The organism is Adlercreutzia sp., assembly GCF_056795635.1.
Window position 1 is genome coordinate 59,212 of the sequence record NZ_JBQIIT010000002.1, and the last position, 26,692, is coordinate 85,903.

Annotated in this window: 21 protein-coding genes; 7 read left to right on the plus strand and 14 right to left on the minus strand. The window is 66.2% G+C overall.

The window, feature by feature from the left end; genetic code table 11:
* Positions 1-262: 262 nt before the first annotated feature.
* From ACTOXK_RS01295 to rlmD, 8 genes are all read right to left on the minus strand, one after another.
* The gene (locus ACTOXK_RS01295) at positions 263-838 is read right to left on the minus strand and encodes an SPFH domain-containing protein (RefSeq protein ID WP_482277161.1); all 576 of its coding nucleotides are present in this window, start codon (positions 836-838) and stop codon (positions 263-265) included.
* A gap of 96 nt (positions 839-934) precedes the next feature.
* Positions 935-1,471: a GntR family transcriptional regulator gene (locus ACTOXK_RS01300; RefSeq protein ID WP_482277162.1), complete on the minus strand. Its 537-nt coding sequence runs from the start codon at positions 1,469-1,471 to the stop codon at positions 935-937.
* A gap of 313 nt (positions 1,472-1,784) precedes the next feature.
* The gene (locus tag ACTOXK_RS01305) at positions 1,785-2,126 is read right to left on the minus strand and encodes a hypothetical protein (RefSeq protein WP_482277163.1); all 342 of its coding nucleotides are present in this window, start codon (positions 2,124-2,126) and stop codon (positions 1,785-1,787) included.
* Between the two features lie 267 nt (positions 2,127-2,393).
* Positions 2,394-4,715, minus strand: a complete 2,322-nt coding sequence (gene ftsH / locus ACTOXK_RS01310; protein ID WP_482277164.1) for an ATP-dependent zinc metalloprotease FtsH — start codon at positions 4,713-4,715, stop codon at positions 2,394-2,396.
* Positions 4,716-4,730: 15 nt separating this feature from the next.
* The gene (gene hpt / locus ACTOXK_RS01315; protein WP_482277165.1) at positions 4,731-5,279 is read right to left on the minus strand and encodes a hypoxanthine phosphoribosyltransferase; all 549 of its coding nucleotides are present in this window, start codon (positions 5,277-5,279) and stop codon (positions 4,731-4,733) included.
* A 216-nt stretch (positions 5,280-5,495) separates the two neighbouring features.
* Positions 5,496-6,143: a Maf family protein gene (locus ACTOXK_RS01320; protein ID WP_482277166.1), complete on the minus strand. Its 648-nt coding sequence runs from the start codon at positions 6,141-6,143 to the stop codon at positions 5,496-5,498.
* Positions 6,133-7,260, minus strand: coding sequence for a tRNA lysidine(34) synthetase TilS (gene tilS / locus ACTOXK_RS01325; RefSeq protein ID WP_482277167.1), 1,128 nt, complete (start codon positions 7,258-7,260; stop codon positions 6,133-6,135). Before tilS ends, ACTOXK_RS01320 begins: the two co-directional genes overlap by 11 nt.
* Positions 7,257-8,678 (minus strand): 23S rRNA (uracil(1939)-C(5))-methyltransferase RlmD, encoded by a 1,422-nt coding sequence (rlmD, locus tag ACTOXK_RS01330; protein ID WP_482277168.1) that lies wholly within the window; start codon positions 8,676-8,678, stop codon positions 7,257-7,259. Before rlmD ends, tilS begins: the two co-directional genes overlap by 4 nt.
* A gap of 263 nt (positions 8,679-8,941) precedes the next feature.
* Here rlmD and ACTOXK_RS01335 point away from each other — a divergent pair, with 263 nt between their 5' ends.
* Positions 8,942-9,313 carry a phage holin family protein gene (locus ACTOXK_RS01335; protein ID WP_482277169.1) on the plus strand — a complete coding sequence of 124 codons (372 nt, stop codon included), beginning with the start codon at positions 8,942-8,944 and terminating at the stop codon, positions 9,311-9,313.
* A 596-nt stretch (positions 9,314-9,909) separates the two neighbouring features.
* On the opposite strand, the gene ACTOXK_RS01340 is transcribed toward ACTOXK_RS01335, so the two are convergent.
* Positions 9,910-13,146, minus strand: a complete 3,237-nt coding sequence (locus ACTOXK_RS01340) for an ABC transporter ATP-binding protein/permease (protein ID WP_482277170.1) — start codon at positions 13,144-13,146, stop codon at positions 9,910-9,912.
* A gap of 180 nt (positions 13,147-13,326) precedes the next feature.
* Between ACTOXK_RS01340 and ACTOXK_RS01345 the strand changes: the two genes are divergently transcribed.
* The 3 genes from ACTOXK_RS01345 (at position 13,327) to trhA (ending at position 15,926) form a co-directional block, all read left to right on the plus strand.
* Positions 13,327-13,842 carry a ferritin gene (locus tag ACTOXK_RS01345; protein ID WP_482277171.1) on the plus strand — a complete coding sequence of 172 codons (516 nt, stop codon included), beginning with the start codon at positions 13,327-13,329 and terminating at the stop codon, positions 13,840-13,842.
* An 86-nt stretch (positions 13,843-13,928) separates the two neighbouring features.
* Positions 13,929-14,903, plus strand: coding sequence for an epoxyqueuosine reductase QueH (locus ACTOXK_RS01350; RefSeq protein ID WP_482277172.1), 975 nt, complete (start codon positions 13,929-13,931; stop codon positions 14,901-14,903).
* Between the two features lie 282 nt (positions 14,904-15,185).
* Positions 15,186-15,926: a PAQR family membrane homeostasis protein TrhA gene (trhA, locus tag ACTOXK_RS01355; protein WP_482277173.1), complete on the plus strand. Its 741-nt coding sequence runs from the start codon at positions 15,186-15,188 to the stop codon at positions 15,924-15,926.
* 109 nt (positions 15,927-16,035) lie between these two features.
* On the opposite strand, the gene ACTOXK_RS01360 is transcribed toward trhA, so the two are convergent.
* On the minus strand, positions 16,036-16,872 hold the full coding sequence (locus tag ACTOXK_RS01360) for a deoxyribonuclease IV (protein WP_482277174.1): 837 nt from the start codon (positions 16,870-16,872) through the stop codon (positions 16,036-16,038).
* 109 nt (positions 16,873-16,981) lie between these two features.
* Between ACTOXK_RS01360 and ACTOXK_RS01365 the strand changes: the two genes are divergently transcribed.
* Together ACTOXK_RS01365 and ACTOXK_RS01370 are read left to right on the plus strand one after the other, a co-directional pair.
* The gene (locus tag ACTOXK_RS01365) at positions 16,982-17,926 is read left to right on the plus strand and encodes an AEC family transporter (protein WP_482277175.1); all 945 of its coding nucleotides are present in this window, start codon (positions 16,982-16,984) and stop codon (positions 17,924-17,926) included.
* 158 nt (positions 17,927-18,084) lie between these two features.
* The gene (locus ACTOXK_RS01370; RefSeq protein ID WP_482277176.1) at positions 18,085-18,759 is read left to right on the plus strand and encodes a DUF3800 domain-containing protein; all 675 of its coding nucleotides are present in this window, start codon (positions 18,085-18,087) and stop codon (positions 18,757-18,759) included.
* A gap of 92 nt (positions 18,760-18,851) precedes the next feature.
* On the opposite strand, the gene ACTOXK_RS01375 is transcribed toward ACTOXK_RS01370, so the two are convergent.
* Positions 18,852-19,979 carry an aldo/keto reductase gene (locus ACTOXK_RS01375; protein ID WP_482277177.1) on the minus strand — a complete coding sequence of 376 codons (1,128 nt, stop codon included), beginning with the start codon at positions 19,977-19,979 and terminating at the stop codon, positions 18,852-18,854.
* A gap of 360 nt (positions 19,980-20,339) precedes the next feature.
* Here ACTOXK_RS01375 and amrA point away from each other — a divergent pair, with 360 nt between their 5' ends.
* The gene (gene amrA / locus ACTOXK_RS01380; protein WP_482277178.1) at positions 20,340-22,058 is read left to right on the plus strand and encodes an AmmeMemoRadiSam system protein A; all 1,719 of its coding nucleotides are present in this window, start codon (positions 20,340-20,342) and stop codon (positions 22,056-22,058) included.
* 32 nt (positions 22,059-22,090) lie between these two features.
* Here amrA and ACTOXK_RS01385 read toward each other — a convergent pair whose 3' ends face one another.
* From ACTOXK_RS01385 to ACTOXK_RS01395, 3 genes are read right to left on the minus strand one after another with little or no spacing between them, the layout of a single operon-like run.
* Complete coding sequence (locus ACTOXK_RS01385; RefSeq protein ID WP_482277179.1) at positions 22,091-23,299, minus strand: UDP-glucose--hexose-1-phosphate uridylyltransferase; 1,209 nt, start codon at positions 23,297-23,299, stop codon at positions 22,091-22,093.
* Positions 23,296-24,675, minus strand: coding sequence for a galactokinase (locus ACTOXK_RS01390; protein WP_482277180.1), 1,380 nt, complete (start codon positions 24,673-24,675; stop codon positions 23,296-23,298). Before ACTOXK_RS01390 ends, ACTOXK_RS01385 begins: the two co-directional genes overlap by 4 nt.
* The gene (locus ACTOXK_RS01395) at positions 24,656-26,587 is read right to left on the minus strand and encodes a glycoside hydrolase family 2 protein (RefSeq protein ID WP_482277181.1); all 1,932 of its coding nucleotides are present in this window, start codon (positions 26,585-26,587) and stop codon (positions 24,656-24,658) included. The genes ACTOXK_RS01390 and ACTOXK_RS01395 overlap by 20 nt, the downstream gene beginning before the upstream one ends.
* Positions 26,588-26,692: the final 105 nt, after the last annotated feature.

Genomic DNA, 26,692 nt, shown 5'->3' on the forward strand with positions numbered 1-26,692 from the left:
CTGCCACTCTGGGGGTTGCGCTATTGACCCTGAAAAGCGGAGATCCGCCGCAGAACGACGGATCTTCCAACCAAAAAGGCGAGGACTAGGCACCCTCGCCAACCGGGACGTCCTTGCGGCGTCCCGGCCCTTCGGGGCCAAGTCTTCTAGGCACGGCCATTGTAACACATCTTTCCTAGAGGCACCTGCACCATACGGCGGCGATCCTCTTTGCGAGGCATTTCCGCAAGAGGATCTGCGGTCGAATTGAAACTTGACAACCTTAGCCCTGCCTCGCGGCCTTCACCAGCCTCTCGGCCGCCTCGGAATCGGTGAAGCCCTCGGAAAAGGCACTGGGGATGACAAGGGTGCCGCCGGACTGCTTCACGGATTCGTAGGCCAGGTGCATGGTGCGCAGGCGCATGGCCTCCGGGTCGTCAGCGTAGTTGGCGCTCGCGTCTTTCAGCATGGCGGAGATATCGGCCTCGGCCAGGGTAGCGCGGCCGATGGCCTTGCGCAGCGTGGCCTGGGCCATCCACGATACGACGCTTCCGTAGCCCTCCACCTCCAGCACCGCCTTCTTCGCCGAGAACACCATCCAGAACACCACGGCGTCCACGTTCACGGGCACCAGATCGGCTGCGAGCGTCTCCTCGGCGCCGAAGTAGGTGGCCGCCACGCGCTGGTCGATGCGCACGGTGTAGAACTCGATGATGGGCCACGTGAACACGAGCCCCGGCCCTACCACCCGGTTGAACTTGCCGAAGCGCATGACCACGGCCTTCTCCCATTCCATGACGATATGCACCGACGAGGCCGCCAGGGCGCCCACTACGGCCGCGCTTACCAGGGCCGCCAAGCCGACGGCACCGGCAACCAGGCGGCGAGCACCGTGCCGCAGGCCAGGGCGAACACGATGAGCGTGAACGCCACAGCCCCGTTGCGCGAGGTGCGGCTACGCCCCGTTTCCAGTCGCACGTTCGTCTGAACCGTCCGCAGTGACGGGGAATACGACGACCCGTCCGCGCTTTGCCCCTTGCGTGCGATGGCCCGCTCCTTCACTTCTCGCACTCCTATCGCGTTTCGCCTTCGCAGCCACCAGGCTCGCAGTGAACTGCGCATCGATATCTTCCAACGTCATACCCAGCTCGGCGCACCGCTGGAGGTACTCAGCGGTGATGATCTCGGCCGTGACCGCGGCCTCCACTCCCGGTTTGCCGGACACATCGGCCACGAACGCCCCTTGGCGACGCTTCGAGACGATGTAGCCGTCCTCCTCCAGGCTCTGGTACACCTTGCTCACGGTGTTGTAGTTCACTTCCACTTCGGCAGCGAGCCCCCGCACCGTGGGCAGCTGATCGCCGGGCAGATAGAAGCCCGCGGTGATGAGGTAGATGAAGCGGTTCTTCAGTTGCAGCCAGACGGGGATGGAGCTGGTGCTATCCAGCTCGAACAAGTCCCCAGCCGGAATGGTTCGGCCTAACTCGACCATGGAACTAACTCCTCTCTTTCAGCGGTGGAACACATTGGCGCGGAAGCGTCGGCGACCGCGACATCGGGTCGCCGGGCAACGGTATCCGATGGCCCGATGGTCACCGGGACCGCGAACGCGGCGGGATCCTGCAGCTCCAAAGGCCGCGACTCCCCGGCTTCCATCATGGCCCAGCGCAGGCCCGCGCCTCCGACGAGCACGCAGGCCGCCAGAACGGCGAGGGCCGTCGGCGCGATCGGCGGGGCCAACGAGGCCGCCGTGAATGCGGAAGACACCCGGTCAGCACGGCCACGCCACCATAGCACAGCCTCGATTACCAGGGGCAGCACCACCCCGCAGAGCATAAACCCGCACCACCAGGGCAGCGCCGCCGCGCCGTGCAGCAGGCTTTCCACCGACGCCGCCACCCCCGGATGCTCGCTGCCGAAGGCTCCCGCCAGAAACACCGCGGCGGTCCCAGAGCGAGGGCCGCCACCGATGCCGCCAGGGCGAAGGCCACGAGGCGGTCGGCCGGTCGGCCATCGGCCACCGCGCCCACGGCCGCCCCGCCGAAGGGGGTGCGCACGGCCACGAGATCGGCCAGGGCGGCCGCGCCGATGCCCCCGGCCCCGGTACCAGCCAGGAAGAGATAGGCCGCTACGAGCTCGCCGAACATCGCGCCCTCCTCCCGTTGCCGGCCGACCATGGCCGCCAGCCTGTCTGTCTTCGCCGAGCGGAAAGGGCACGGCCCTTTCCCTACGAGGTCATCGCGCCTCCCCGCGTGGCGCGAGGGCAGAACTTTCCCGCAGGTTTCTCGAGAAGCAAGTATGACATATCCGCTTGCAAATGTATATGACAGCATGGGACAGAAAAAGAGCGCCCCGGTGGGGCGCTCTCAGGCACGAGATACAGCCAGGGCGGCGAGCCGCCGCAGCGTCACCGCTTACCGGTCGCCGCGCTTGTTCGGGTCGGGGGCATCGGCCGTGGCGTCAGCATCGTCCTCGCGGTCGATCTCGGCGTCTACCTCGGCCTGAGTGGGCATATCCGCGCGATCGGCGCCGGCGGCCGGCCTGCGGTAGGGCGCGTTCGGATCCTGGTCGCCCGGTTCCACCGATTCGTGGCGCCAGTTCGGGTCGGCCAGGGTCTCGCCGCCCTCGCCCGAACCATCGCCGTCGACCGGGGCGCCCTCGGCGCGGGCCGCCAGACGCTCAGCGTCCTTGGCACGGGCCGCAGCTTCCTCGGCCTCCTTGGCCGCGATAATCTGGTCCTCGCGGGCCAGGTACTCGTCCCACTTGTTCTCGAGCAGGGCCTCGCAGGCCTCGCCCTCCACGGTCTCGCGCTCCAGAAGCACGCTGGCCATGAGATCCATCTGATCGGCATGCTCGGCGAGTATCTTGTGGGCCCGGTCGTGGGCCTCCTTCATGATCTTGGCCACTTCCTCGTCGATACGGCGAGCCGTCTCCTCGGAGTAGTCCTGGGTGTTGCCGTAGTCGCGACCGAGGAACACCTCGTGGTTGGGCTGGCCGAACACCTGGGTGCCCAGAGGGCTCATGCCGTACTGGGTGACGATGGCCCGGGCCATTTTGCTCGCGCGCTCCAGGTCGTTGGAGGCACCCGTGGTCACGTCGTCGCAGAAAATCTCCTCGGCCACGCGGCCGCCCATGAACACCGCCAGCTCGTCCTTCATCTCGGACAGGGAATTCAGCACCTTGTCCTCATCGGGAATGGACAGCGTGTAGCCCAGGGCGCGGCCGCGGGAGATGATCGAGATCTTGTGCACCGGATCGGCGTGATCGAGCAAGTGCCCCACCAGGGCGTGGCCGCTCTCGTGGTAGGCGATGGTGTGCTTGGTCTTCTCGTTCATGACGCGGCCCTTGCGCTCCGGGCCGGCGATGACGCGCTCCATGGACTCGCTCACCTCGCGCATGGTGATGATCTTCTTGCCGCGACGGGCCGTGAGCAGGGCCGACTCGTTCATGAGGTTGGCCAGATCGGCGCCGGTGAAGCCCGGGGTGATCTTCGCGATCTTGTTCAGGTCCACATCGCTGCCGATGGGCTTGTCCTTGGCGTGCACCGTGAGGATCTTCTCGCGGCCCTTCACATCAGGGGTGTCCACGACGATCTGGCGGTCGAAGCGGCCGGGGCGCAGAAGCGCCGGGTCCAGCACGTCGGCGCGGTTCGTGGCGGCGATGAGCACCACCGAGTCGTTGGACTCGAAGCCGTCCATCTCCACGAGCAGCTGGTTCAAGGTCTGCTCGCGCTCGTCATGGCCGCCGCCGAGGCCCGTGCCGCGCTGGCGGCCCACCGCGTCGATCTCGTCGATGAAGATGATAGCGGGAGCGGCGTCTTTGGCCTGCTGGAACAGGTCGCGCACGCGGGAAGCGCCCACGCCCACGAACATTTCCACGAAGTCGGAGCCGGAAATGCTGAAGAAGGGCACGCCGGCCTCGCCGGCCACGGCGCGGGCTAGAAGCGTCTTACCGGTACCGGGAGGGCCCACGAGCAGGCAGCCACGGGGGATTTTCGCGCCCATGGACTGGTACTTCGCGGGATTCGCCAGGAAGTCCTTGATCTCCTGCATCTCCTCCACGGCCTCGTCCACGCCGGCCACATCGGAGAACTTCACATCGGGGCGCTCCTCGGCGGCCTTCTTCGTCTTGGCCTTACCGAAGTTCATCTGGGAGTTATTGGCCTGCTGCATCTTGAAAAAGAAGAAGAACAAAAGGCCGCCGATGATGAGGATGGGCAGCAGCGTGGCGATGATCTCCAGGAAGGGGCTCGGCAGCGTGACCTGATAGGAGATATCGGGGTGCGCCGCCAACAGCTCGCCGAGGGAATCGCTGCCCACGTAGGTAGAGGTGTAATTGTGCTCCTTACCCAAGGTAGAGGGCGTCAGCGTCGTGGTGCCCACCCCGGACAGCGCCTTGCCGTCGGGGTTCTTCTCGGTGGCCATGAGGGCGTTCATGGAATCGAAGGCGCTGTTGAAGGCCTCGGCCGCCGTGGCTCCGGCCGTCACAGCGGGGAAGTAGGTGCCCGACACCGTGTAGTCGCCGGCGGAATAGGTGACCGACTTCACGCGGTTCTGCTCCACGGCCTGGGTGAACTCCGAGGTGATGAGCTGGTCGGTTACCTGGGTGCCCATGGCCCCGGTGCGCATGAACTGGCTGCCCACGAAAAACGCCACGGCCAAAAGAATGATGACCATGACCATGGTGGTGCGAGACGATGCGGGTGGAGTGGGTAGTTTCGAATTGTTGTCTGCCATAGTGTCTCTCTGTCTTTACTGGTAGATCTCGGGCTTCAGCACGCCGATGTAGGGAAGGTTGCGGTAATGCTCGGCGTAGTCGAGGCCGTAGCCGACGATGAACTCGTCGGGGCATTCGAAGCCGACGTAGCGGCACTCGATGTCGGCCTGGTTCTCCGTGTTCTTCTTCATGAGCGCGGCCACGGTCATAGACGCCGGCCCCCGGGACTGCAAGTTCTGCATGAGGTACTTCAGGGTGAGGCCGGAATCGATGATATCCTCGGCGATGACGACATGGCGGCCGCGGATATCGGTATTCAGGTCCTTCAGGATGCGCACCACCCCGGAACTCTTCACGCCGTTGCCGTAGGAGGACACGGCCATGAAGTCCATCTCGAGAGGCATGTCGATGGCCCTCACGAGATCGCAGGTGAAGATGGCGCCGCCGCGCAGGATGGAGATGACCACCAAGCCGTCGCCGCCGGCAAGATCGGCGTAATCGGCCGTGATGTTCTCGCCCATCTCACGCACGCGGTTGGCAAGATCCTGTTCGGAGAAGAGAATCTCAGAAATATCGTTATGCACGTGAACCACTTTCTTCCCATATCCGGAATGTTTCCCACGGATAATCCTTGATCGCAGTTCAGTGTACCATTGCCCCGAAAACGCACGCCCGCGATACGCGAACGCAACACAGTTGTTTCATTCGAGAAGGGGAACGGAGAGCAAGGCAGGTAGCACAGCATGTAAAAAGCCCGCGCCCCGCAGGCCCGACCGCCAGAGCCCGCGAGGCGCGCTTCCCTACTTCACTTCGGCGTTCAGAAGATCAGGGAACTCCTGGATGAGGCGGGCGGCGGGCAGGCCGACGATGGTGTCCCAGGCGCCGTCGTAGTGGTCCACGAGCGCGGCGCCCTCCCCCTGGATGGCGTAGGCGCCGGCCTTATCGAAGGACTCGCCGCAGGCCAGATAGTCGGCGATTTCCTCGTCGGTCAGCTCGCGGAAGGTCACGCGACTGATGTCGGCGAAGGTGCGGAAGCCGAGCGAGATGTCCTCGGCGGCCGGGGCGGCGATCATCCAGACGGACACGGCCGTAATGACCTCATGGGTACGGCCCGACAGCTGGCGCAGCATGTGCTTGGCATCGGAGAGGCTGCGAGGCTTGCCGAAGATCTTCCCGTCGAGCACCACCATGGTGTCGGCGCCGATGACGATGAGCATGCCCGTGTAGTTCTGGGCCAGCACCTCCTGGACCACGGCCCCGGCCTTGCGCTCGGCGAGCTTCTTGGCCGCCTCCTCGGGGTTGGCGGCCAGGTCGGGCTCCAGGGTCTCGTCCACCGGTGTTTCAGGCGTGTGCACGATGAACTTCACGCCGGCCTGCTCCAGCAGCTCGCGGCGGCGCGGACTTCCGCTGGCGAGCACCACCTCGAAGGCGGGGGCGTTATCGGTCATGTTTCTTCCTCCTTGCTCGGAAATAGGCCATGGGCTCTACGAGAACGCCCTGCTTGTTGGCACTGACAGCCAGGTCGTGCTGGATATTGGTCACATAGCCGCTGCGGGGCTTGCCCGCGGCAAAGCCGTCGAGCACCGCCTCCACGCTGGCTGTCTCCACCCGGGCATCGGGGCCGAGCATGGCCTGGAGCAGTTGGAGCACGGCCCGGCGCTGCAGAGGCCGCGCTGCAGCCCCGAAGGCGGGACGCAGGCGGAAACCCTCGGAGCGATCGAGGCCGAAGGTGTCGTCCTCGGCCACCCATTCCGCATCCCGATCGGCCAGCTCGGCGGCCATGGCCTCCAGCATGTCGTCCTCGTCGGCGATGAGGTTCATAGACCGCACAAGCACCTCGGGCAGCGCCTCGTTCCACTCCTTCGCTGGGGGCACCACCTTGTGGCGCACATAGGCGCGGAAGCGGTCGGTGTGGGCGTTGGTGGCGTCCTCGCGCCAAAGGCTGCCGCTCTCGTCGCACGCGCAGGGCGCCCCGGCGGCCTCGCGGGCGGCCAGGTAGGCCCGCAGCTCGTCGCGGGTCATATCCAGAAGCGGGCGCACCACCGGGCCGTTCTCGTAGCGCATGCTGCGGAAACCGCCCGGGCCGGTGCCCACGATGGAGCGCATGTAGAAGTTCTCGATGCGGTCATCGGCCGTGTGGGCCGTGAAGATGCGGGCCTCGGATAGCGGGCAGCCCTCGTGCTGGCACATGGACCGCAGCGCCTCGTTGGCGGCCAGATAGCGCTCGCGCCGGGCCGTGGCCTCCACGTTCTCGTGGGCGCGGGCGGCCTCGGCGGCAATGTCGATGGAGCAGATGAACAGCGGAATGCCCAGCAACTCGGCAAGACCGGCCACGAAACGCTCGTCGCCGTCGGCTTCCTCGCCGCGTAGCTGGTGGTTCACGTGCAGCATGGCCGCGGGACCGATATCGCCCGCGTCGCGCAGGGCCGCGCCCAGGTAGGCCAGGGCCGTGGAGTCGGAACCGCCCGACACCATGAGCAGCACCGCCGCGTCCGTTGCGGCCAAGTCGTGAGCCGCGATGGTGGCGCGGGCCTTCTCAAGCGTCTTTTCCAAACAGTCGGTCATTTCTCTTCCTCTCGCAGCGGCTCCTCGGTCGGAGCCGCCGGGTATTCCGATTCGCTCAGACAGTCCTCGCTTTGGGGAAGTGCCCACCGGGCACTTCCCGTCGCTGCAGAACTCGCTCGGTCGGAACACCCGCCGTCTCCTCCGCGCACGGCTTCCACTGTGGCGGAACGCTTGGCTTCTCGTTCCAGCATAACGATCGATTCCACATGGTCGGTGTGGGGGAACATATCCACGGGGCGGATGGTGCGCACCGTATAGCCGCTTTCGACCAGCTGCTTCACATCGCGGGCCTGGGTGGCGGGATTGCACGAGATGTAGACGATGCGCTCCGGCGCCAGGGCCGCGGCGGCTTCCAAAAACGCGGGCGTGGAGCCGGCCCGGGGCGGATCCATCAGCAGCACCAGCGGCTCGGGGCGCTCATGGGACGCAGCAAGTTCCTTCATGAACTGTGTGGCGTCTTGGGCGACAAACTCAGCATTCTGAATGCCGTTGTGGCGGGCGTTGCTCGCGGCATCGCGGATGGCCGAGGGCACGGAATCGACCCCGATGACCCGGGCGGCCCCGCGGCTGGCGGCCACCAACCCGATGGTGCCCGTGCCGCAGTAGGCGTCGATGACCGTCTCCGCCCCGGTGAGCCCAGCCAGGCGGATGGCCTCGTCGTAGAGCACTTCGGTCTGGGTGGCATTCACCTGGTAGAACGACTGCGATGAGATGCGGAAGCTGAGGCCGCAGAGGGTATCAAGGATAAAGCCCGGCCCGTAGAGCACCCGCTCCTTCTCGCCCAAGATCACGTTGGTTTGACGCGTGTTCACGTTCTGCACGATGGCGGTAACGGCGGGCACGCGGCGCACAAGTTCGCGGCAGAAGGCCTTCGATGCGGGGAACTCGTCGCCGTTGGTAACCACCGTGACCAGCACCTCGCCCGATTCGTGGCCCACCCGCACCACGGCGTGGCGCACGAAACCAGTGCCGGCGTCCTCGTCGTAGGGCTCCATGGACCAGCGGGCCATGATGTCGCGGATGGCGAGGATCACCCGTTTTGCCACCGCGCTCTCGATGGCGCAGGTGTCGGTGGGGATAAGGCGATGGGTACCCGCCTCGTACATGCCCGTGAGAATGGCCTCGCGAGCCCCGGCATCGTTCCCCGCGCGGCCCTTCCCCTGGTGCTTCTTCCCCGCGCAGCCCCTCCCCGGCCGCTCTTTCCCTTTGCGGCCCTTCCCCTTCGCCGAGGCATAGGGGGAAATCACCTTGTTGCGGTAGTGGAAGGGCTCCGCCATGCCTTGAATGGGCAGCAGCACCTCGGTCGGGGCCAGATCGGCGAAGAGCTCGGCCACCGCCTGCTGCTTGCGAGCAAGCTGCTGCTCGTAGGGCGCGTCCAGGGCGCTACAGCCGCCGCAACGGCCGAAGACCGGGCACAAGGCGCAGCCGGCCGGCCGCGCGTCGCCCGCGGGACGCCTTCCGCTCTCTGCGGGCCGCTTCCCGCCCTGCGCGGGCCGCCTCCTGTCCTGCGCGGGCCGCTTCCCGCCGTCCGCCCTTGCAGAGCCGCCCTCCGCCCGGTCGTGCGAGCCCTTCCCCGCCTCCTGCTTGGCAGGGCGGTTACTGGCGCGTTTCGGCTTGTTGTCATGTTTTCTCGTCATAGTCTCATTTTGACATAATGGGGCCACTGGAAAAGGAGGTAATCATGAACTTCATCATTCGCTGGATTGTAACCGCCATCGCCGTGGCCGCCGCCGTATGGATCGTACCCGGCATCGACATCATCAGCGCCGACGCCTCGTGGGTGGGCATTGCGCTGTTCGCACTCATCCTGTCCCTCGTCAACATGTCCATCAAGCCGATCCTGCAGGTGCTCTCGCTGCCGGTGACCGTGCTCACGCTGGGCATCTTCTACCTCATCGTGAACACGCTGCTGCTCTACATTGCCGCGTGGCTCGCCAACGGCCTGTTCGGCGCCGGTTTCTATATCGCCAGCTTCGGCAGCGCTTTTGTGGCCTCCATCGTCATCTCCATCGTATCCGCCCTCGTGAACGGCCTCGTGGGCAACGACGCATAGAGGGACGCTCGCGAGAATCGAGACGCACGCAGTCGAATCGCGGTGCACAGCCGAATCGGAGTCCGTCCATACCAAACCCGGCAAAAATCCCGGGTTTGGTATGCCAGAAACCCTGGGTTTGGTACGCGATCATTGCAAAACCCCAGGTCAGAATTTCTCGAGCTGCCTCTTTTCGATACCCAACCCGCTGTTTTTGCCATCTTTCGGAATAGCTCCGGCAGAAACAGCGGGTTGGGTACTTTTTTGCAACGAGAAGAAGCCTCTCGAGGACGGCCAGGGTGCCTTGGCCTCCTCCCTGCGTATCGAGCGTCCCTCCCAGGGAGGCTCGCAGCTTGCCGATGCCGCAGCGCCGGCTATTCCGCCAGTTAGCCCGCTGCCGACATCCCCCAGGCCCCGCCGCCGGCGCCCCCCCGGACCCCGCTGCCGACATCCCCAGGCCCCGCTGCCGGCGCCCCCCCGGGCCTCGTCGCCAGCGTCCCCGGGCCTCGTGGGCAACGACAATTAGCGCCTCGCAACCATCTCACAGGCCGCCTAAGGGGAGCCGTCGCTGCGAGGGCGAGCGGACATGCGTGCCCTCGTGACTGTCACAGAACTGCCTACTCGCTGCGCAGGGCCTCCACCGGGTCCTTGCGGGCGGCGGCCATGGCGGGGAACAGGCCCGCCACAAAGGACAGGAACACGCTGATGCCCACGAGGATGGCCGCGGCGGCCCAGGGCAGCAGCGCCACATCGGGCACATCGAGCAGCGAGTACACGAGCGCGTTCACCGGAATGCACACGAGCGCCACGAACCCGACGCCGATGAGGCCCGCCACCAAACCCTCGATAATGGTCTCGGCGTTGAACACCCGGGAGATGTCGCCCTTGCTGGCACCGATGGCCCGCAGGATGCCGATCTCCTTCTTGCGCTCGAGCACCGAGATGTAGGTGATGATGCCGATCATGATGGAGGACACCACGAGTGAGATGGCCACGAAGGCGATGAGCACGTAGCTGATCATGTCCACGATGGTGGTGACCGACTTCATGAGCGTGCCCACGAAGTCGGTGTAGGAGATCTTCCGGTCCTCCTGGCCCCCTTCGACCATGCGGTCGTTGTAGCCGTCCAGAATGGCGATAACCTGCTGCTTGTCCTCGAAGTTGTCCGGGTAGATGGCGATCTCGGAGGGCTTGGCCAGGTCGGCGTAGCCGAGCTTCGCCAGGTTGCCGTCGAAGGAGCGCGTGCCGTCGGTCATGAGCGACAGGATGAGCTCGCGCAGCTCGTCCTCGGTCATGGCCATCTGGAAGGCGTTCTGGAAGGCATCGGCGTCCACGGACATGGCCAGGGGAATGTTCGCCTGCAACTGCCCGATGACCCCCTGCACCGCCCTCTCGGTCTTGGAGCCGATGATACCCATGGCCTCTTCCATATAGGAGCCCATGGACTGCTGCAAGGCCGCCGAGATCTTCCCCGCCAGCTCCTGCTGCAGGGCGTTGGCGTCCACGATCTGGCCGGCGTACTGGCCCGCGAGGGCCTGGAACTCGGCGCTGCCCATGTAGCTTTGCAGAGTGTCCTGGGCCAACGACGGGAAGTCCGGCGGCGTTCCGCCCTCGACCACGCCGGCCATAGCCTCCTGGTAGGCCGCGCCGAGGGCCTGGGCGTAACCGGCCATGGCGGCGGCCATCATCTCGCCCATGGCCTCCTGGCTGAAGGCCGCGCTCATATCCACGTCCAAATCGCTCGGATCCAGGGAGGGCGGCGCCGGCAAGTCGCTGGCAGACAGCCCCCCGCTGATGGAGCTCGTGTCCACGGCGATCTTCGACTCGTCGAACTGGAAGGCGTCCTGCAGGGCGTCCTCGTCGACCGTGAACAGGGAATCCATGTTGAAGCCCGAGGCGTCTTCCTCATCCTCGGCATCGAAGTCGCGGCCGTTGAACACGTCGACGGCCGGATCGGCCAGCTGGGCCTGCACAATGGCGGTCTCGCGGGCCTGGTCGATAAGGTGGCGGGTCAACTCGGGGGTGTAGTAGATGCCGATGGACAGCGCCGTGGCCTTCGCGTCGGGCTTGGGCTGCACGACGCCCACGATCTTCAGGTCCTCGCCGGCGTCCACGAGGGCGCGCATGTAGTCCTCGTCGTCGGTCTTGTCCACCCACACCCCGTTCTCCTCATCGTAGGTGTAGCAGTCGGCGGCGGCCACCATCTTGAGCGGCACGGCCATGAGCTCCTCGTAGGTGAACTCCAGCCTGTCGTCGGGGGAGGTCACCTCCTCCTCGTTCATGAACTGGTCGATCATGTCCTCCAGCACGGCATGATCCCGCAGGCCGAGGGCGTAGGTGACCAGGTCGGGCAGGGTGCCGCGGGAAGTGAGCACGATGATGCACTCGTTGTAGGCCTCGGGCCAGCGGCCGGCCTTCACGTCGTACTGGCCCTCCACGATGGCGGAGTTGCCCATCATCTCGTTGAAGACGTTGGTGCTGTACATGGTGGACATGAGCGAGTTGGACGACGAGCCGCCGCCCATGCCGAAGGCCTCGAAGGTGGTGTCGGGGTTGATCTGGCGCACCTCTTCTTCCGTGTCGCCGGAGAATACCTGGGGCGTCACGTTGTAGCGATACTCGATGGAGTTCACGTAGTCGCCGATGCCGTCGCCGCCCTCGTCGAAGAACTGCTTGAGCGCGGCCAGGTCGTTGTTCTCCAGGCTGGCGAACATGTCGGTGACCATGCGGGTCTCGGGCACCGTGGTGCGGGCGGCCGGGTCGTTCTCGTCGCCGTAGGTGCCCCCCTTCACGCCGGCGGCCGCCAGAGCATCGGCGGCATCGGCGGCCCCGTCCCCCTCGCCCGCGGCGCCTCCGTCGGCCTCTTCCCCATCGCCGCTGTCGCCACCCGTGGACATGGTCATGAGCGCGCTCATGTCGAAGCCCGTGGACATGATCTGGAGCGGGTACACCGACAGCGTCTCCTCCTCGGTCTTCTCGATATAGTTGTCCACGCCGTTGGCCAGAGCCAGAATGGCGGCAATGCCCATGATGCCGATGGAGCCGGCGAAGGCCGTCATGATGGTGCGGCCCTTCTTGGTCATGAGGTTGTTGAAAGACAGGGCGAGCGCCGTAAGGAAGCCCATGGAAGTCTTGCGGATGGGCTTCTGGGACAGGTGCATCTCCTCTTCCGTGGGGAGGTAGGGGTCCGAATCGCTGCGGATGACGCCGTCGGCCAAGTTCACCGTGCGCGTGGCGTACATGGCCGCGAGCTCCGGGTTGTGGGTGACCATGATGACGAGGCGGTCCTGGGCGATCTGGGTGAGCAGTTCCATGATCTGCACCGAGGTCTTGGAATCCAGGGCGCCGGTGGGTTCGTCGGCCAGTACGATCTCCGGGTCGTTGATGAGGGCGCGGGCGATGGCCACGCGCTGCATCTGGCCGCCCGACAGCTGGCTCGGCCGCTTGTTCACGTGGTCGGCGAGCCCCACCGAGGCCAGGGCCTCCTTCGCCCGGCGGGTGCGCTCGGCCTTCCCCACGCCCGACAGGGTGAGGGCCAGTTCCACATTCTGCAGGATGGTCTGGTGGGGAATGAGGTTGTAGCTCTGGAACACGAAGCCGATGCGATTGTTGCGGAAGGTGTCCCAGTCGCGGTCCTTGTACTTGTGGGTGGAGATGCCATCCACGATCATGTCGCCGGAATCGTAGTGGTCCAGGCCGCCCATGACGTTCAGCAACGTGGTCTTGCCCGAGCCCGAGGGCCCGAGGATGGCCACGAACTCGTTGTCGCGGAACGAGATGGACACATCGTCGAGGGCCACTTGGGTGAAGTCGCCGGTCCGGTAGGATTTGCAGATATTCCTCAGCTGCAGCATAGGTCGCACGCTCCCTCTTCTCAAAATTTCACCCATGGTGACACAGCAGCCGGGCACGGCTCCAAATAGGACGGATTTTCTCATCGAATTACGGCTTATCTTCACATGGTTGAAGGGGTTTGGGGTATCCTGATTTTCGTTATCAGACCGACCAGCCTGCGGGCTCAGAAAGGACGTTCCATGGACGCCAAGGTGTACGAACTCATCAACGACCAGATCAACAAGGAGCTCTACAGCGCCTACCTGTACCTCGCCTTCGCCGACTACTACGAGGAGGAGGGCCTCTCGGGCTACGCCAACTACTTCGAGATCCAGGCCGCCGAGGAGCGCGATCACGCGCTGATCTTCCGCAAGTACCTGCACGAGAACGGCGAGAAGGTGCGCCTTTTGGCCATCGACCAGCCCACCCCCACCTTCGCGAACTTCCTGGAGCCGCTGGAGGCCGCTATGGAGCACGAGCAGTACGTGACCTCGCTCATCCACGACATCTATGCCGCGGCGCTGGAGGCCCACGACTACCGCGCCCAGAAGTTCCTCGGCTGGTTCATCGACGAGCAGATGGAGGAAGAGGACAACGCCGACACCATGATCACCAACATGAAGCTGTTCGGCGGCGATCCGAAGGGCCTCTACGACCTGGATCGCGAGTGCGCCGCCCGCGTGTACTCCGTGCCGAGCCCCCTGGCCGCCGAGTAGCGCCCGGCGCATCTGCCTACGGGCAAGGAGACGGCCGCGCCCCAACGTCGGCGCACGGCCGCCCCTTCTGTGATAGCATGGGTGCCATGACTGCCACCAATACCCATACCGCGCCCGCTCCCAAGGACCGCATCCTGCTTCACGCATGCTGCGGTCCTTGCTCGTTGGAGCCCGTGCGCGTCCTGCGCGAGAGCGGCGTCGAGCCCGTCATCTTCTACGCGAACGGGAACATCCATCCCGCCGAGGAGTACGCCCGGCGCCTGGCCACGCTGCACGAGTGGGCCACGGAGGAGGATCTGGCCGTCGTGGAGGGGGCCTATGACGTGGCGGCCTGGGAGGCCACGGTCGGCCGTATCGGCGACGCGGCTGCGGCCACGTTCGGCGTGATCTGCGGGGAAGAGGGCGACGGGGGCGGCAGCCCCGGGCCAGCGGACGGAGCGGTGAAAAGAGGCCCTGGGCCGACAGGCGAGGCCGCGGAAGAGCACGGCAGAACCCCAGAAGGCAACGCCGCGGAATGCGGCGGCACTTTAGGCCTCGGAACGGCCCTCACGGGGGAGCCCTCCGAGGCGCGGGCGGCCCGGGAGGCCCGCTGCCGGGCCTGCTACCGGCTGCGCTTCACGGAAGCGGCCCGCTACGCCGCCGAGCACGGTTTCGCCGCCTTGGGCACCACGCTTTCCGTGAGCCCCTACCAGTACACATCCATTATCCGCGAGGAGCTGGAACGGGCCTGCGCGAATGAGGGCATCGAGGCCCGCTTCGAGGACTACCGCCCCTACTACGACGAGGCCACCCGGCGCTCGCGCGAGGGCGGCATGTACCGCCAGAACTACTGCGGCTGCCGCTTCTCCGAGGCTGAGGCCGCCGCCGAGCGGGAAGAGCGCGCCGCCGCCCGCCACGCCGCCCGCGAGGCCGAGAAGGCAGCCCGGGCCGATGAGCGCGCCGCCGAAGAGGCCGAGCGCGCCCGCAAGCGCGCTGAGAAGCAGGCCTATGCCGACAAGCAGGCGAGAAAGCGCGCCACCCTGAAGGCCCTGCGCGAGCAGCGAAAGGGCGAGCAGGGCTAGCCCGAGGCCTTCAACTGCGCAGAAAATGCCGTTTCTCGTAGTTTTTCCTCGTGCTAACGCCGCCCCACGCGTTTCTTCCTCTGCATTTCCCCTGGTCAATCGCTTTCGATCAAGTTTTCCGCATTCAAACAACTACGAGAAACGGCATTTTCTGCGCAATTCAGCCATCGATCCCGTGGACGAGCGGCGAGGTTGCCTTTCCCCTAGGGTTTCCCCGCCGTTACCGCCAAAACCGACCCGGTAGTCTATGATGCAGGGATACCCCCAGCCGAAGGAGCCCCTATGCCCGCCATCGCCTTCCAACACCCCGAGCTCTCCCCCGATGCCGCCGCTGCCGCGGCCAAGGTGTCCCCCGAGATCAGAGAGCTCATCCGCCGCTCTGGCAAGAAGTCGGTGCGCGAGTACACCCTCGGCGAGGAGATCTTCAACGCCGTCACCCACGGCATCGGCGCGGGCCTGGCCGTGGCGGCGCTCGTGGTGCTCATCGTGAAATCGGTGGCCGACGGTGGCGGCATTCTGCTAGCCGCGGCCCTGGTCTACGGCATCGCCCAGCTAGTGGAGTACCTCATGTCCACCCTGTACCACGCCCTGGCCGCCGAGAAGGCCAAGCGCGTGTTCAAGGTGCTCGATCATTCGGGCATCTACCTGCTCATCGCCGGCACTTACACGCCCTACTGTCTCATTACCCTGGGCCATGTGGGCGGCCTGTGGCTCGCCGTGTTCGTGTGGACGGTGTCCCTCATCGGCATCGCCTGCGAGGCCTTCTGGACCTATCGCCCCCGCTGGATCTCCTCGGTGCTCTACGTGGCCCTGGGCTGGTCCATCGTATTCTTTCTACCCACCCTGTACGCCCAGCTGCACCCCGTGGGCTTCTGGCTTCTGGCCGCGGGCGGCATCAGCTACACCGTGGGCGCCGTCTTCTACATCTTCAAGAAGATCCGCTACATGCACTCCATCTTCCACCTGTTCGTGCTGGCAGCCAGCATCCTACAGTTCTTCAGCGTGTACTTCTTCGTAATCTAGTCATCAGGGCAGGTGCCCCCGAAAGCCGAAACACAAGCGGGCCGCTCCTGGGAAGGGGCGGCCCGCTTTGCCGATGAGGCGAAAGGGAGCACGGCTCCGCCCGCAACGGTTACGCGGTATGGGCGGCGCGCAGGGCAGCGATCTCGGCGCCCCAGCCGGCCAGATCATCCTGGGGCGTTTCCAGGAAGAAGGGCAGGTCGCGCAGGACCGGATGGTTCGTCACGGCGGCCAGGGCATCGAACCCGATATGTCCCTCGCCGATGGGAGCATGGCGATCCTTGTGGGCGCCGAGCGGGTTCTTGGAATCGTTCAGGTGAATGGCGCGCAGGCGGTCGAGACCGATGACGCGGTCGAACTCCTCGAGCACGCCGTCCAGGTTGCCGGCAATGTCGTAGCCGCCATCCCAAACATGGCAGGTGTCCAGGCACACGCCCACCTTCTCATTCAGCTCCACAGCGTCGATGATGGCCGCCAGATCCTCGAAGCGGCTGCCCACCTCGGTGCCCTTGCCCGCCATGGTCTCCAGCAGCAGCGTAGTGGACTGATCGGCCGTCAGCACCTGGTTCAGGGCATCGGCGATAAGGGCGATGCCCGCTTCCATGCCCTGGCCCACGTGGCATCCCGGGTGCATGTTGTACAGCTGGCCCGGAGTGTTCTCCATGCGCATGAGGTCGTCGGTCAAAAGCTCGATGGCGAACTGCCGCGTCTCGGGCTTGGCTGCCGCCGGGTTCATGGTGTAGGGGGCATGGGCGAGAAACGTCGCGATGCCGTGGTTGGCCGCGAAGTCGTGGAAGGCCGCCACATCGGCCGGATCGATGGCCTTAGCGCGGCCGCCCCGCGGGTTGCGCGTGAAGAACTGGAAGGTGTTCCCGCCGATGGATGCGGCATCTTGAGCCATCTTCAAATACCCCTTGGCAGACGACAGATGGCAACCGATGGTGAACATGGGGCTTCCTTTCAACGGGACAAGTAGAGCGCTGGCCAGTATACGCCAACGACGGACCTTCCAAGGCGTACACTAGGGCACCTTCGAAACAACAGAGGAGAAGGGCAGCATGGAGGCGGGGCTCGTTAGCATATTCAAGGAGATGGTGACGCTGTTCATCATCGTGGGCGTCGGTTATGGGGCGAAGAAGACCGGCTTCATGAACGACCAGTTCGATCGCCTGCTCTCGCGGCTCGTCATCAACCTGGCCCTGCCGGGCATGATCCTGGGATCGGTGCTCACCGCCGACGCCCTGCCGCCCCGCGAGGAGATTCTCGTCACCCTGGCCCTGTCCTGCGCCAGTTACGGCGTGCTGCTGGCCGTGGCCTACGGCTTCACGGCGATCCTGCGCATTCCCGACGGGCACCGGGGCGTGTACCGGTTCATGCTCTGCTTCGGCAACGTGGGCTTCATCGGCTACCCGGTGCTGTCGGCCATCTTCGGCCCTGAGGCGCTCATCTACGCCGCCGTGTTCAACCTACCCTTCAACCTCTTTGTGTTCACCATCGGGGCATGGTTCCTCACCCAGGACACCGACGGCGACGTGAAGGTGCAGACCACCTGGCGCACCTTCGTCACGCCCGTCATGCTGTCCTGCGTGGCGGCCATGGTGCTCACCCTGGCGGGTATTCACCATGCTCCCATCCTGGGCGATGCCCTGAACAACCTCGGTTCCATCACCACCCCGGCGGCCCTGCTCATCATCGGATCGTCGCTGGCGAACATGCCCGTGCGCGACCTGGTGGGCGGTCCGCGCCTGTGGGCCTGCGCCGTCTTCCGCCTGCTCATCACCCCGGTCATCATCGGACTGGTGTTTCAGCCATTCGTGCCGGCGGGGCTGCTGCTGTCCATATGCATCGTCATCTCGGGCATGCCCGTGGCCACCAACGGCACCATGCTCTGCTACCAGTACGGCGGCAACAGCCGCGTCATGGCCCAGGGCACCTTCGTCACCACCGTACTGGCTTTGGCGAGCATCCCCTTGCTGGTGCAGTTCGTGGGCTGGATGAGTTAGAGCTATTGAATTGTGATAGATAATTTTCCATATCCGACTAATTTCTCCTTGATCGTTGAAGAGATCCGTGGTATAAAACTCGTGGCGGCACTCGATGCTGCCTCCAAGCGCCGGGGGCTGTCCCCCGGCAATTTTTATATTGGAGCCAGGGAGTTTGAATGCGAGATCTTTCAATATTCGTCGACGAGAGCGGCGACAAAACGAGCAGGGCGCGCTATTTCATCCTAACTCTGGTTATCCACGATCAGAGCCAGGGCATTGCCAACGAGATAAGTGCCTACGAACGCTCCCTCGCTTCAGCCGATCTGCCGAATATCCCATTTCATTCCGAGCCTCTCCTCAATGGCCATGACGAGTATGAGGATCTCGAACCACGACAACGCAAGAAATTGCTGTCGTCATTCAGCGCGCTCGTCAGATATCTTCCCATCCAATATAGAGCCTTTGTCTACAAGCGACGAGAGTTCTCCGATATCAGCAAACTTGCCCTGCGCATGAAGCGCGACGTGTCGTGCATGCTCATTGACCATCTGACGTTCTTCCAGAGCTTCGATCAGGTAAAACTCTACTACGACAACGGGCAAGCCTTGGTAAAGAAGGCCTTGGATGAAGCGATCTGCTCGACGCTTTCCAAAGAAGCCGTAGTCAAGAAGCGCACGACCATGACTGAATATCGTCTTGCCCAGGTGGCAGACTATCTCTGCACCATTGAGCTTGCCGCAGCGAAATACGCGGCCAAGGAAAACGGAGCGACCTACGACAAGTTCTTCGGCGGCATCGGCTCGTTCAAGAAGAACTGGCTCAAGCAAGCCCGGAGAAAATGGCTGGGCTAGCAAACTGCTGGCATAGAGCTCGATAGAGTGTAAGCGATCAGGAGGACCGCCATAGCAGCCCCCCTGATCGCAATGGGCGTATCTCCTGCCGCCTACCCCTCGAAGTGCTCGACGGCCTCGGCGAGGCGGTCGATGATGGGAATGGACTGGGGGCACATGGCCTCGCAGGAACCGCACTGGATGCACTTCGATGCAGGGCCCTCGGCGGCCTGCCAGGAGTAGAGACCCTTCACGAAGGCGTTGTCCTCGGTCTGCTTCTCCAGGTTCAGCAGGTTCAGGGCGATGGGAATCTTCACGCCCTCGGGGCAGTCCTTCACGCAGTAGCCGCAGTTGGTGCAGGGAATGAGATCCACGCTGCGCAGGGCGGCCACCACCTCGGCAATGGCGCTGCGCTCGGCCTCGGTCAGGGGCTTGTGGGCTTGGAAGGTGTCCATATTGTCCTGCATCTGCTCCAACGTAGAGGCGCCGGCCAGCACCGTGAGCACCCCGGGCAGATCGAGGCAGAAGCGGTAGGCCCAACGAGCCTGGCTCGCGTCCGGGTCGGCCGCCGCCAGCACCTCCGCGCCGCGCTCGGGCAGATTCGCCAAACGGCCGCCGCGCACCGGCTCCATGACGATGACCGGCACCCCGTGGGCCGCGGCCACTTCCAGGCAGCGGGCCGATTGGGTGACCGGGTCGTCCCAATCCAGGTAGTTCGCCTGCAGCTGCACGAAATCGACCTCCGGGTGGGCCGTCAGAATCCCTTCCAAGGTCTCGGGGCCGTCGTGCATGGAGAAGCCGACGTGGCGGATGAGGCCATCGGCCTTCGCCTTGGCCACGTAGTTCCACATATCGTACTCATCGAACTTGGCCGTGCGCGCGCCGCCCAGATTGTGCAGCAGGTAGTAGTCGACATAATCGACCCCCAACCGCTCCAGGGATGTGGGCAGGCAGGCCTGGGCTTCCTCCTTGCTGGCACAGGCCCAGGCCAGGCACTTCGTGGCCAGGGTGAACGCCTCGCGGGGATAGCGCTCCACCAAGGCCTCGCGCAGGGCCGTCTCCGATGCGCCGTCGTGGTAGACAAAGGCGGTGTCCACGTAGGTGCCGCCCTTCGCCATGAACTCGTCCACCATGGTCTTCACCTGCTCGATGTCGATGGCGGTAACGTCGTCGGGATCGGTCAGGGGCAGGCGCATGGCGCCGAAGCCTAGCTTGGCCACGCCCTCGTAAGATGCGGTCATGAATGCTCCTCTCTGATTGCTCTCGCCGAGGAGGGTAAACCTTGGAGTCGACTTCAAGTCAAGGAGGTCGTGCGAAAACCCGGCGATCCGGGGTGAGCGGTGCGAAATTCAAATGCCAGCAGCGGACGGGGCGCCGGGACGATTCCCCGCGACCCAGATCGAACCGAAAGGGATCGTGCAGGAGGGCTGACGGATCTCTCGACCGGCGCAGGAGCCGCGCAGGCCCCGCCCTCCTGCGCAGATGGGCTAACGATCCCGTGACAATTCGCTGATGGGGAGACTCATCGCAGGAGCTTCCCTCACCATGGTTCTCGCTGAAACGCAGCCTATTCGCTCCCCAGCAGAAAGGGAAGGTGTCCCATGGGCCTTCTTGCCGCCTATGCCGTGCCCCATCCGCCGCTCATCGTGCCCGCCGTGGGTCAGGGCCAGGAGGAAACCGTCGCCGATACGGTCGCCGCTTACGAGGAGATCGCCCGGCGCGTGGCAAGCCACGACCCCGACGTCATCGTCATTGCCTCGCCCCACGCGCCGTTCTACCGCGACGGCTTCTTCATCTCCAATGCCGACGAGGAAACCGGCTCAATGGCCCCGTTCGGACAGCCCCAGGCCACGGTAACCACCCGCGGCGATGGCGAGTTCACCCAAGCGGTGGCCGACCGCCTCGCCCGACGGTCCATCCCCGCAGCCGGCGCACCCGCGGCCCAGACCGAGATCGACCACGGCGCCTTCGTGCCGCTGCACTTCCTCGCTCAAACAGTGGACTTGGAGGAGGTGCCCGTGCTGCGCGTGGGCCTCTCGGCGCTCTCGCCGTCGGATCACCACTTCCTGGGGCAGTCCATCACTCGGGCCGCCGAGCGTCTGGACATGCGCTGTGTGCTCATCGCGAGCGGCGACCTCTCCCACAAGCTGACCGAGGATGGCCCCTACGGCTTCGATCCGGCCGGGCGCCGGTTCGACCGCGCCGTGGAAGGGATCTTCGCCCGCGGGGCCCTGCAAGAGCTCTTCGCCCTGGATCCGGTGATGTGCGAGAGCGCCGCCGAGTGCGGCCTGCGAGCTTTCGAGATCATGGCCGGTGCGCTGGAGGGACTGCCTTTCACACCCCAGCTGCTCAGTTACGAGGGCCCCTTCGGCGTAGGCTACGCCATCGCCGCCTTCGAGGTAGAGGCCGGCCCTTCCACTACCGAGGAGGAAGTGGAGGCCGAGATTCGCGGCGCCCATGCCAAGACGGCCCGCGAACGGGGAGAGACGGCCGAGAAACCCGCTGACGGCCTACCGCCCGATGCCGGGCACGGCAGCGGGCGGCACAACCGGTGCGAGAGCGGGGCGCGCGAAGACGCTGGTGCGACGGTTGCCGACACCAGGACCGCAGGCGCACCCGGCCCATCGGCCGGCATTGCCGGCGCGACACCCGAGGCGGCCCATGCAATTGCCGATCCGAGCACGGGGCGCCACCCCCTTGCGTGGGATCGGGATGCCGAGACGGCCCTCGACGAGGGCGAGCGGGAGGAAAACAGCGCGATCCTCTCGCTCGTGTTGGATCCCCAGGTGGACCCGCTCGTGGCCCTTGCACGACTGAGTGTGGAATCCATCGTGGGGAGCGGCGAGGTGCTCCCCACCCCTCAGGGGCTCCCCGATGTCATGACCAGACGACGGGCCGGCACCTTCGTGAGCTTGCACAAGGAGGGAAAACTGCGCGGGTGCATTGGCACCATCGCGCCGGCCCAGTCGTGCCTGGCCGAGGAGATCATCATGAACGGCGTGGCCGCCGCCACCGAGGATCCGCGCTTTCCGCAGGTGCGGCCCGATGAGCTGGACGCCCTGTCCTACTCGGTGGACGTGCTCGGCGAGCCGGAGCCCGTGCACTCGCTCGAGGAGCTTGACCCGGCCCGCTACGGCGTCATCGTCACCCGCGGCTTCAGGCGGGGGCTGCTGCTCCCCGACTTGGACGGCGTGGATACGGTCATGGACCAGATCGCCATCGCCAAGAAGAAGGCCGGCATCCGTCCCGACGAGGACGCGAAGCTGGAGCGCTTCGAGGTAGTGCGCCATACCCTCGGCGGGGGCGCCCGCTGCGCCTGACCGACCGCCGTCACCGACGGAAAGCCTCGCCCCTACAGGGCAGCGATCAGCGCGTCCCAGCCGGCGCGTCCGGCCTCGTCGCCTTTGAACACGCCGGTGGCCTGCAAGATCTCGTAGAAGGCGCAGTCGCATTCGGGCTTGATGCCGGGCAGCTTGGCGGCCAGGCGCCCGGGCAGGATGGCCCGGCCCATGATCTCGATGAGGCCGATGTTCTCCTTCTTGATGGGAAAGAGCCGCTCTGGTACGTGGAAGAGGCCGTAAGGACGCTCCGGCGTGGTGCGGTTGTTGCGCAGCACGATATCCATCACATACTCGTCGCCCTCCCGCCACAGGATGGGGTTCACCGTGTTGTGGGGAACGACGGCTCCGATCGAGGACGCGACCGAACGGCAATCGATCGCGGCGGCCAGTTCGCCAGCGCCACTCCCCTGTACGCTGCCGGGTGAGAAGGCCCGTATGGCGCAGGGCTCGAAGGAGAAGGAGCGCCAGGCGTCCATGAGGCGGCAGGCGGCCTCGCCGAGGGCCGTGCGATCCGTCGTGCGCAGACGCGCCACCGATGCGGGCCAGTCCACGATACCGGCTTCCACCCCGCCCAGGCCCGGCAGGGCGAAACGCTGCTTGATGGGCCGCTCCATGAGGGGAAATCGGTAGCCGCCGCCCTGGAAGTGATCGTGGGCGAGGATGGAGCCGCCCACGATGGGCAGATCGGCGTTGGAACCGATGAACCACCGGGGGTAGGCGTCGGCGAAGTCGAGCAACCGAGCAATGGTCAGGTGGTCGATGGCCATGGGCCGGTGCTCGGGCGACGCCGCAATGATATGCTCGGGGAAGTAGCCATAGGGGGAGAACCACCACGCCCACTCCTCGCCGGCAAGCTCCACCGAACGCACTTCCCCGCTTCCAGCGCCTCGGCAGACAAGGCCCTCATCGGCCTGGCGATGCCAGCAGAGGACACAGTCACCGTCAGCGGCGGCCAGCGGTGCCGATCTGCGGCCATTCGCACAGAGAGGGCCCGCGGCGGCATCCGAGGCTGTATCGTTGCCGCGAGCATCGGAGGGGCGCCCCGTCTTCTCGGCGACGGCCATCGCGCACACTGCGCCCCCGCTCGCGGCCCGCGCGATGGCCCGCGGGTCCTTCTCCGGCTTGGTGCCGTTGATGGTGATATCGAGGGGCCCCGCCGGCGACAACGCCCGCCACTCCTGGTTCGCCACCGGCGGCGGCCCAGGCTCGCGGACGATCATCGCAGGCGCTCCGCCCGCACGCCGGGTGCGCCGACAACCACTTCGCGACAGGCCCCGTAGCCGAGCAGCCCGTCCATGGTCGCCATGAAGTCGTCGGCCCGATCAGCGGGCACGAAGACCAGTACCGAGCCGCCGAAGCCGCCGCCGTGAATGCGCCAAGCCCCCTCCTCGCCGAGCAGATGGGCCGCCAAGCTCTGGATGATCATGGCCGGCTGGCGCGCCTCGCTGCCGGGCTCGCGCAGGGACACGTTCTGAAGGAACTGGGCCGACGAGGCGCCCGAAAGTCGCACGAAGCGCAGAAAGGTGGCGAAGTCTCCCCCGTCGAGGGCCGCGCGCTGGGCGTTCACCCGGGCCACTTCGTCGTAGTAGTGCAGCGCCCGCATGGCCCGGCGATCCCCCAGCTCGGTGCGCACCGCCCCCAGTTGGGACAAGAGCGCCCCCACCGGCGCATCCCCGAGACGGGCCACCCCCAGCAGGTTGGCCACCATGCGCATGTCAGCGGGAATGGCGGCGAACTCGTCCTGATGCAGGGAATGATCCTGGCGGCTGTCCACGAGCACGATGCGGAAGCCCTCCGCCGCAGCGTCGAGGGCCACAGGCTCCACCACGGGCACCGTCGGCCCGAAATCGATGGTGACCACGCCGCCGCAGGCGCTCGCCAGCTGGTCCTGGGCGCCGCAGGGCTTCCCGAAGAAGCGCTGCTCGCACCCGACGGCCGCCAGGGCCACGGCCGCGGCATCCAAGGGCACCGCCTCCGCTTCTTCCGCGCGGGTTCCCCCGGCATCCTCGGCCGCCGCGCTCGCGAAGGGGCCGGGGCCGAACAGGCCCTCCAGGCACGCGCCGATCATGACCTCGAAGGCGGCCGAGGAGGACAGGCCGCATCCCGGGGGCACCTCGGAGCCGGTGACGAGATCGAAGCCGCGCACCGTGCCGCCACCAGCGGCGAAGGCGGCGGCCATGCCACGCACGATGGCCGCAGAGGTGAGGGCCTCCACCGGATGGGGCTGCGCCCACTGGGGATCGGCGAGGTCCACCTCCACGGTGCCGAAGCCCTCCATGACCGCGCGGATGCGCCCGAGGCCGTTCTCGGCCGCGAGCCCCCAGGTGCGCTCGCCAATGGCCGCCGAGATGACGCGGCCGCCCTGGTGATCGACGTGGTTGCCGGCCACCTCCATGCGCCCCGGGGCCGAGGCCAGCACGAAGGAGCGCCTGGCCCCGGCCGCTCCCGCGCCGACGGGAACCCCGCCCGTCGACCCAGCGACCGCAGCCGCCGCGCCCGCAGCAGGGCCGCTTCCGAACACCTCCTCGAAGAGGGCGCGCAATGCGGCCACCTTCGCCGCGCCCGCCCCCTCGCCGTTAGCCGTCGCAGGTTCCATGGGCCTCCTCCTTCAGCTTGTTCACCCGCCGGTCGTAGGTGAGGATGCCGTTCACTTCCTCCTCCACGTCCGACAGCTGCGTGTACACGTAGGCCGCCAGCCCGTCGCCCTCCAGGGCCTCGGCCTCGGCCAGGGTGCGGCGCACTGCCGCCCGCCAGGCGCCCCGGTCGTCGAAACGGTCGTAGCCGTAACTCTCGGCGAAGGCGCTGTGGTCTTCCACGCGGAAGGTGGCGCCGCCGAACTCCGAGATGGCGAAGGCGCGCCCTCCCCGCTCGGCCGCCCGGCCCCGCAGCGCGGCATCGTCGGGGTACACCTTGAGTTTGCGGAAGTAGTTGTGCACCGAGAGGAAGTCTCCGCAGCCCTGGTCGTACCAGCCGCTCACGGCGTCGATGACCCGCGTGGGGTCGGCCCGGCGCACCGCCTCGGTGGCCAGGGCCGCGTCGAACTGCCCCCAGCCCTCGTTGAACAGCACCCAGCAGACCACCGAGGGATGGTTGCGCAGATGCTCCACCGTGGCCCGGCAGGCGCGGCGCCACTGGTCGCGGTAGCGCTCGTCCCCGGCGCCGAGCTTCGCCTGGTGCTCGGGGTCGCAGTCGTCGTAATCGCCCCAGCTGCCGCGCCACAGCGTCGGCCTGAAGCTCGTCTCCCAGGACCCGTAGGCGCCGCCCCCGTTCACCATGTCCTGCCACACGAGCATGCCGAGCCGGTCGCAGTGGTAGTACCAGCGGTCAGCCTCCACCTTCAGGTGCTTCCGCAGCATGTTGAAGCCAGCCTCGCGCATGGCCTGGATGTCGAAAGCCAGAGCCTCGTCGGAGGGGGCCGTCATGAGGCCGTCGGACCAGTAACCCTGGTCGAGCACGCCCCGTAGCAGCAGCGGCTCGCCGTTCAGCCGAAAACGGAAGGCGCCCTGCTCGTCGCGGGCCACCTCCACGGTGCGGAAGGCTGTGTAGCTGTGGACGGCATCGGAGCCGTAGCGCAAGGTGAGGTCGTAGAGATGGGGGTCATCTGGACTCCACCGGCGCGGCCGGGGCACGGGAACGGTCAGGCGCACCCGGCGACGCGGCGACCCGTCGGGGCTCGCGCCCTCGGGCACCGCCCCCTCTTCCACGGCCACGGCCACCGAGCCCACCTGCACGCCATCCCCATCGGAGACGTAGAGGCGCAGCAATCCCGAGGCGCCCCGCACGTCCACGTCGGCGATGAGAAGCTCCTGGTCGCAATCGGGCCGCAGGGCAACGGCCTCGATGGAGCGCTCGGGCACCACTTCCATCCACACCGGCTGCCAGATGCCGCTCTGGGCCGTGTACCAGATGCCGCCGCGCTCGAGTCGCTGCTTGCCCCGCAGCTGCACCCCCGTATCACTCGGGTCGCGCACGGCCAGGGCCACCACGAAGTCGCCGCCCTGCTGCCAGGCCAGGGCCGCATCGCCGTCGGTGGCGGTGAGCGCCTCGGTGATGTCGAAGGTGAAGGGCAGGTAGGCGCCCTCGTGGGTGCCCACGACCCGGCCGTTCACGCAGCAGGCACAGGCGAAGTCCACGGCCTCGAAGTGCAGCAGGCAGCGGTCCCCCTCGCGCAGCACCGGTCGCCTCACCCGGCGCACGTACCAGAGCAGCTCGTCGGGAGCCAACTGGCGACCTACCCCCGACAGCAGTGCCTCGGGCGAGAAGGGCACGAGGATGCGCCCGTCGAAGTGCTCCGGCTGGCGCAGGGTCGGGCCGGCGCCCACGGGCACGATGGCGTAGTTCCACCAGCCGTTCAGCGAGGTGAACGCCTCCCGCGCGAACTGAGGGCGGGGATGCTCCGAGCGCACCGAAGCCGGATCGAGGACCTCGCCCCAGGGGGTGAGCAGGGGCCGTTCGGGGCCCAGGTCGTGTTTACGGGGAGCGCTTGCCAGCACGCGCCTGATATCCATGGGAGGCCGGTCCTCTCGCAGGTCTGTCGCCCGGCGCGCCACGGGCCGGGAGGGGCGCCCGGGCGCCGCATTTTCCTTACAGCCCGATAATAGCTAACTTGAGCG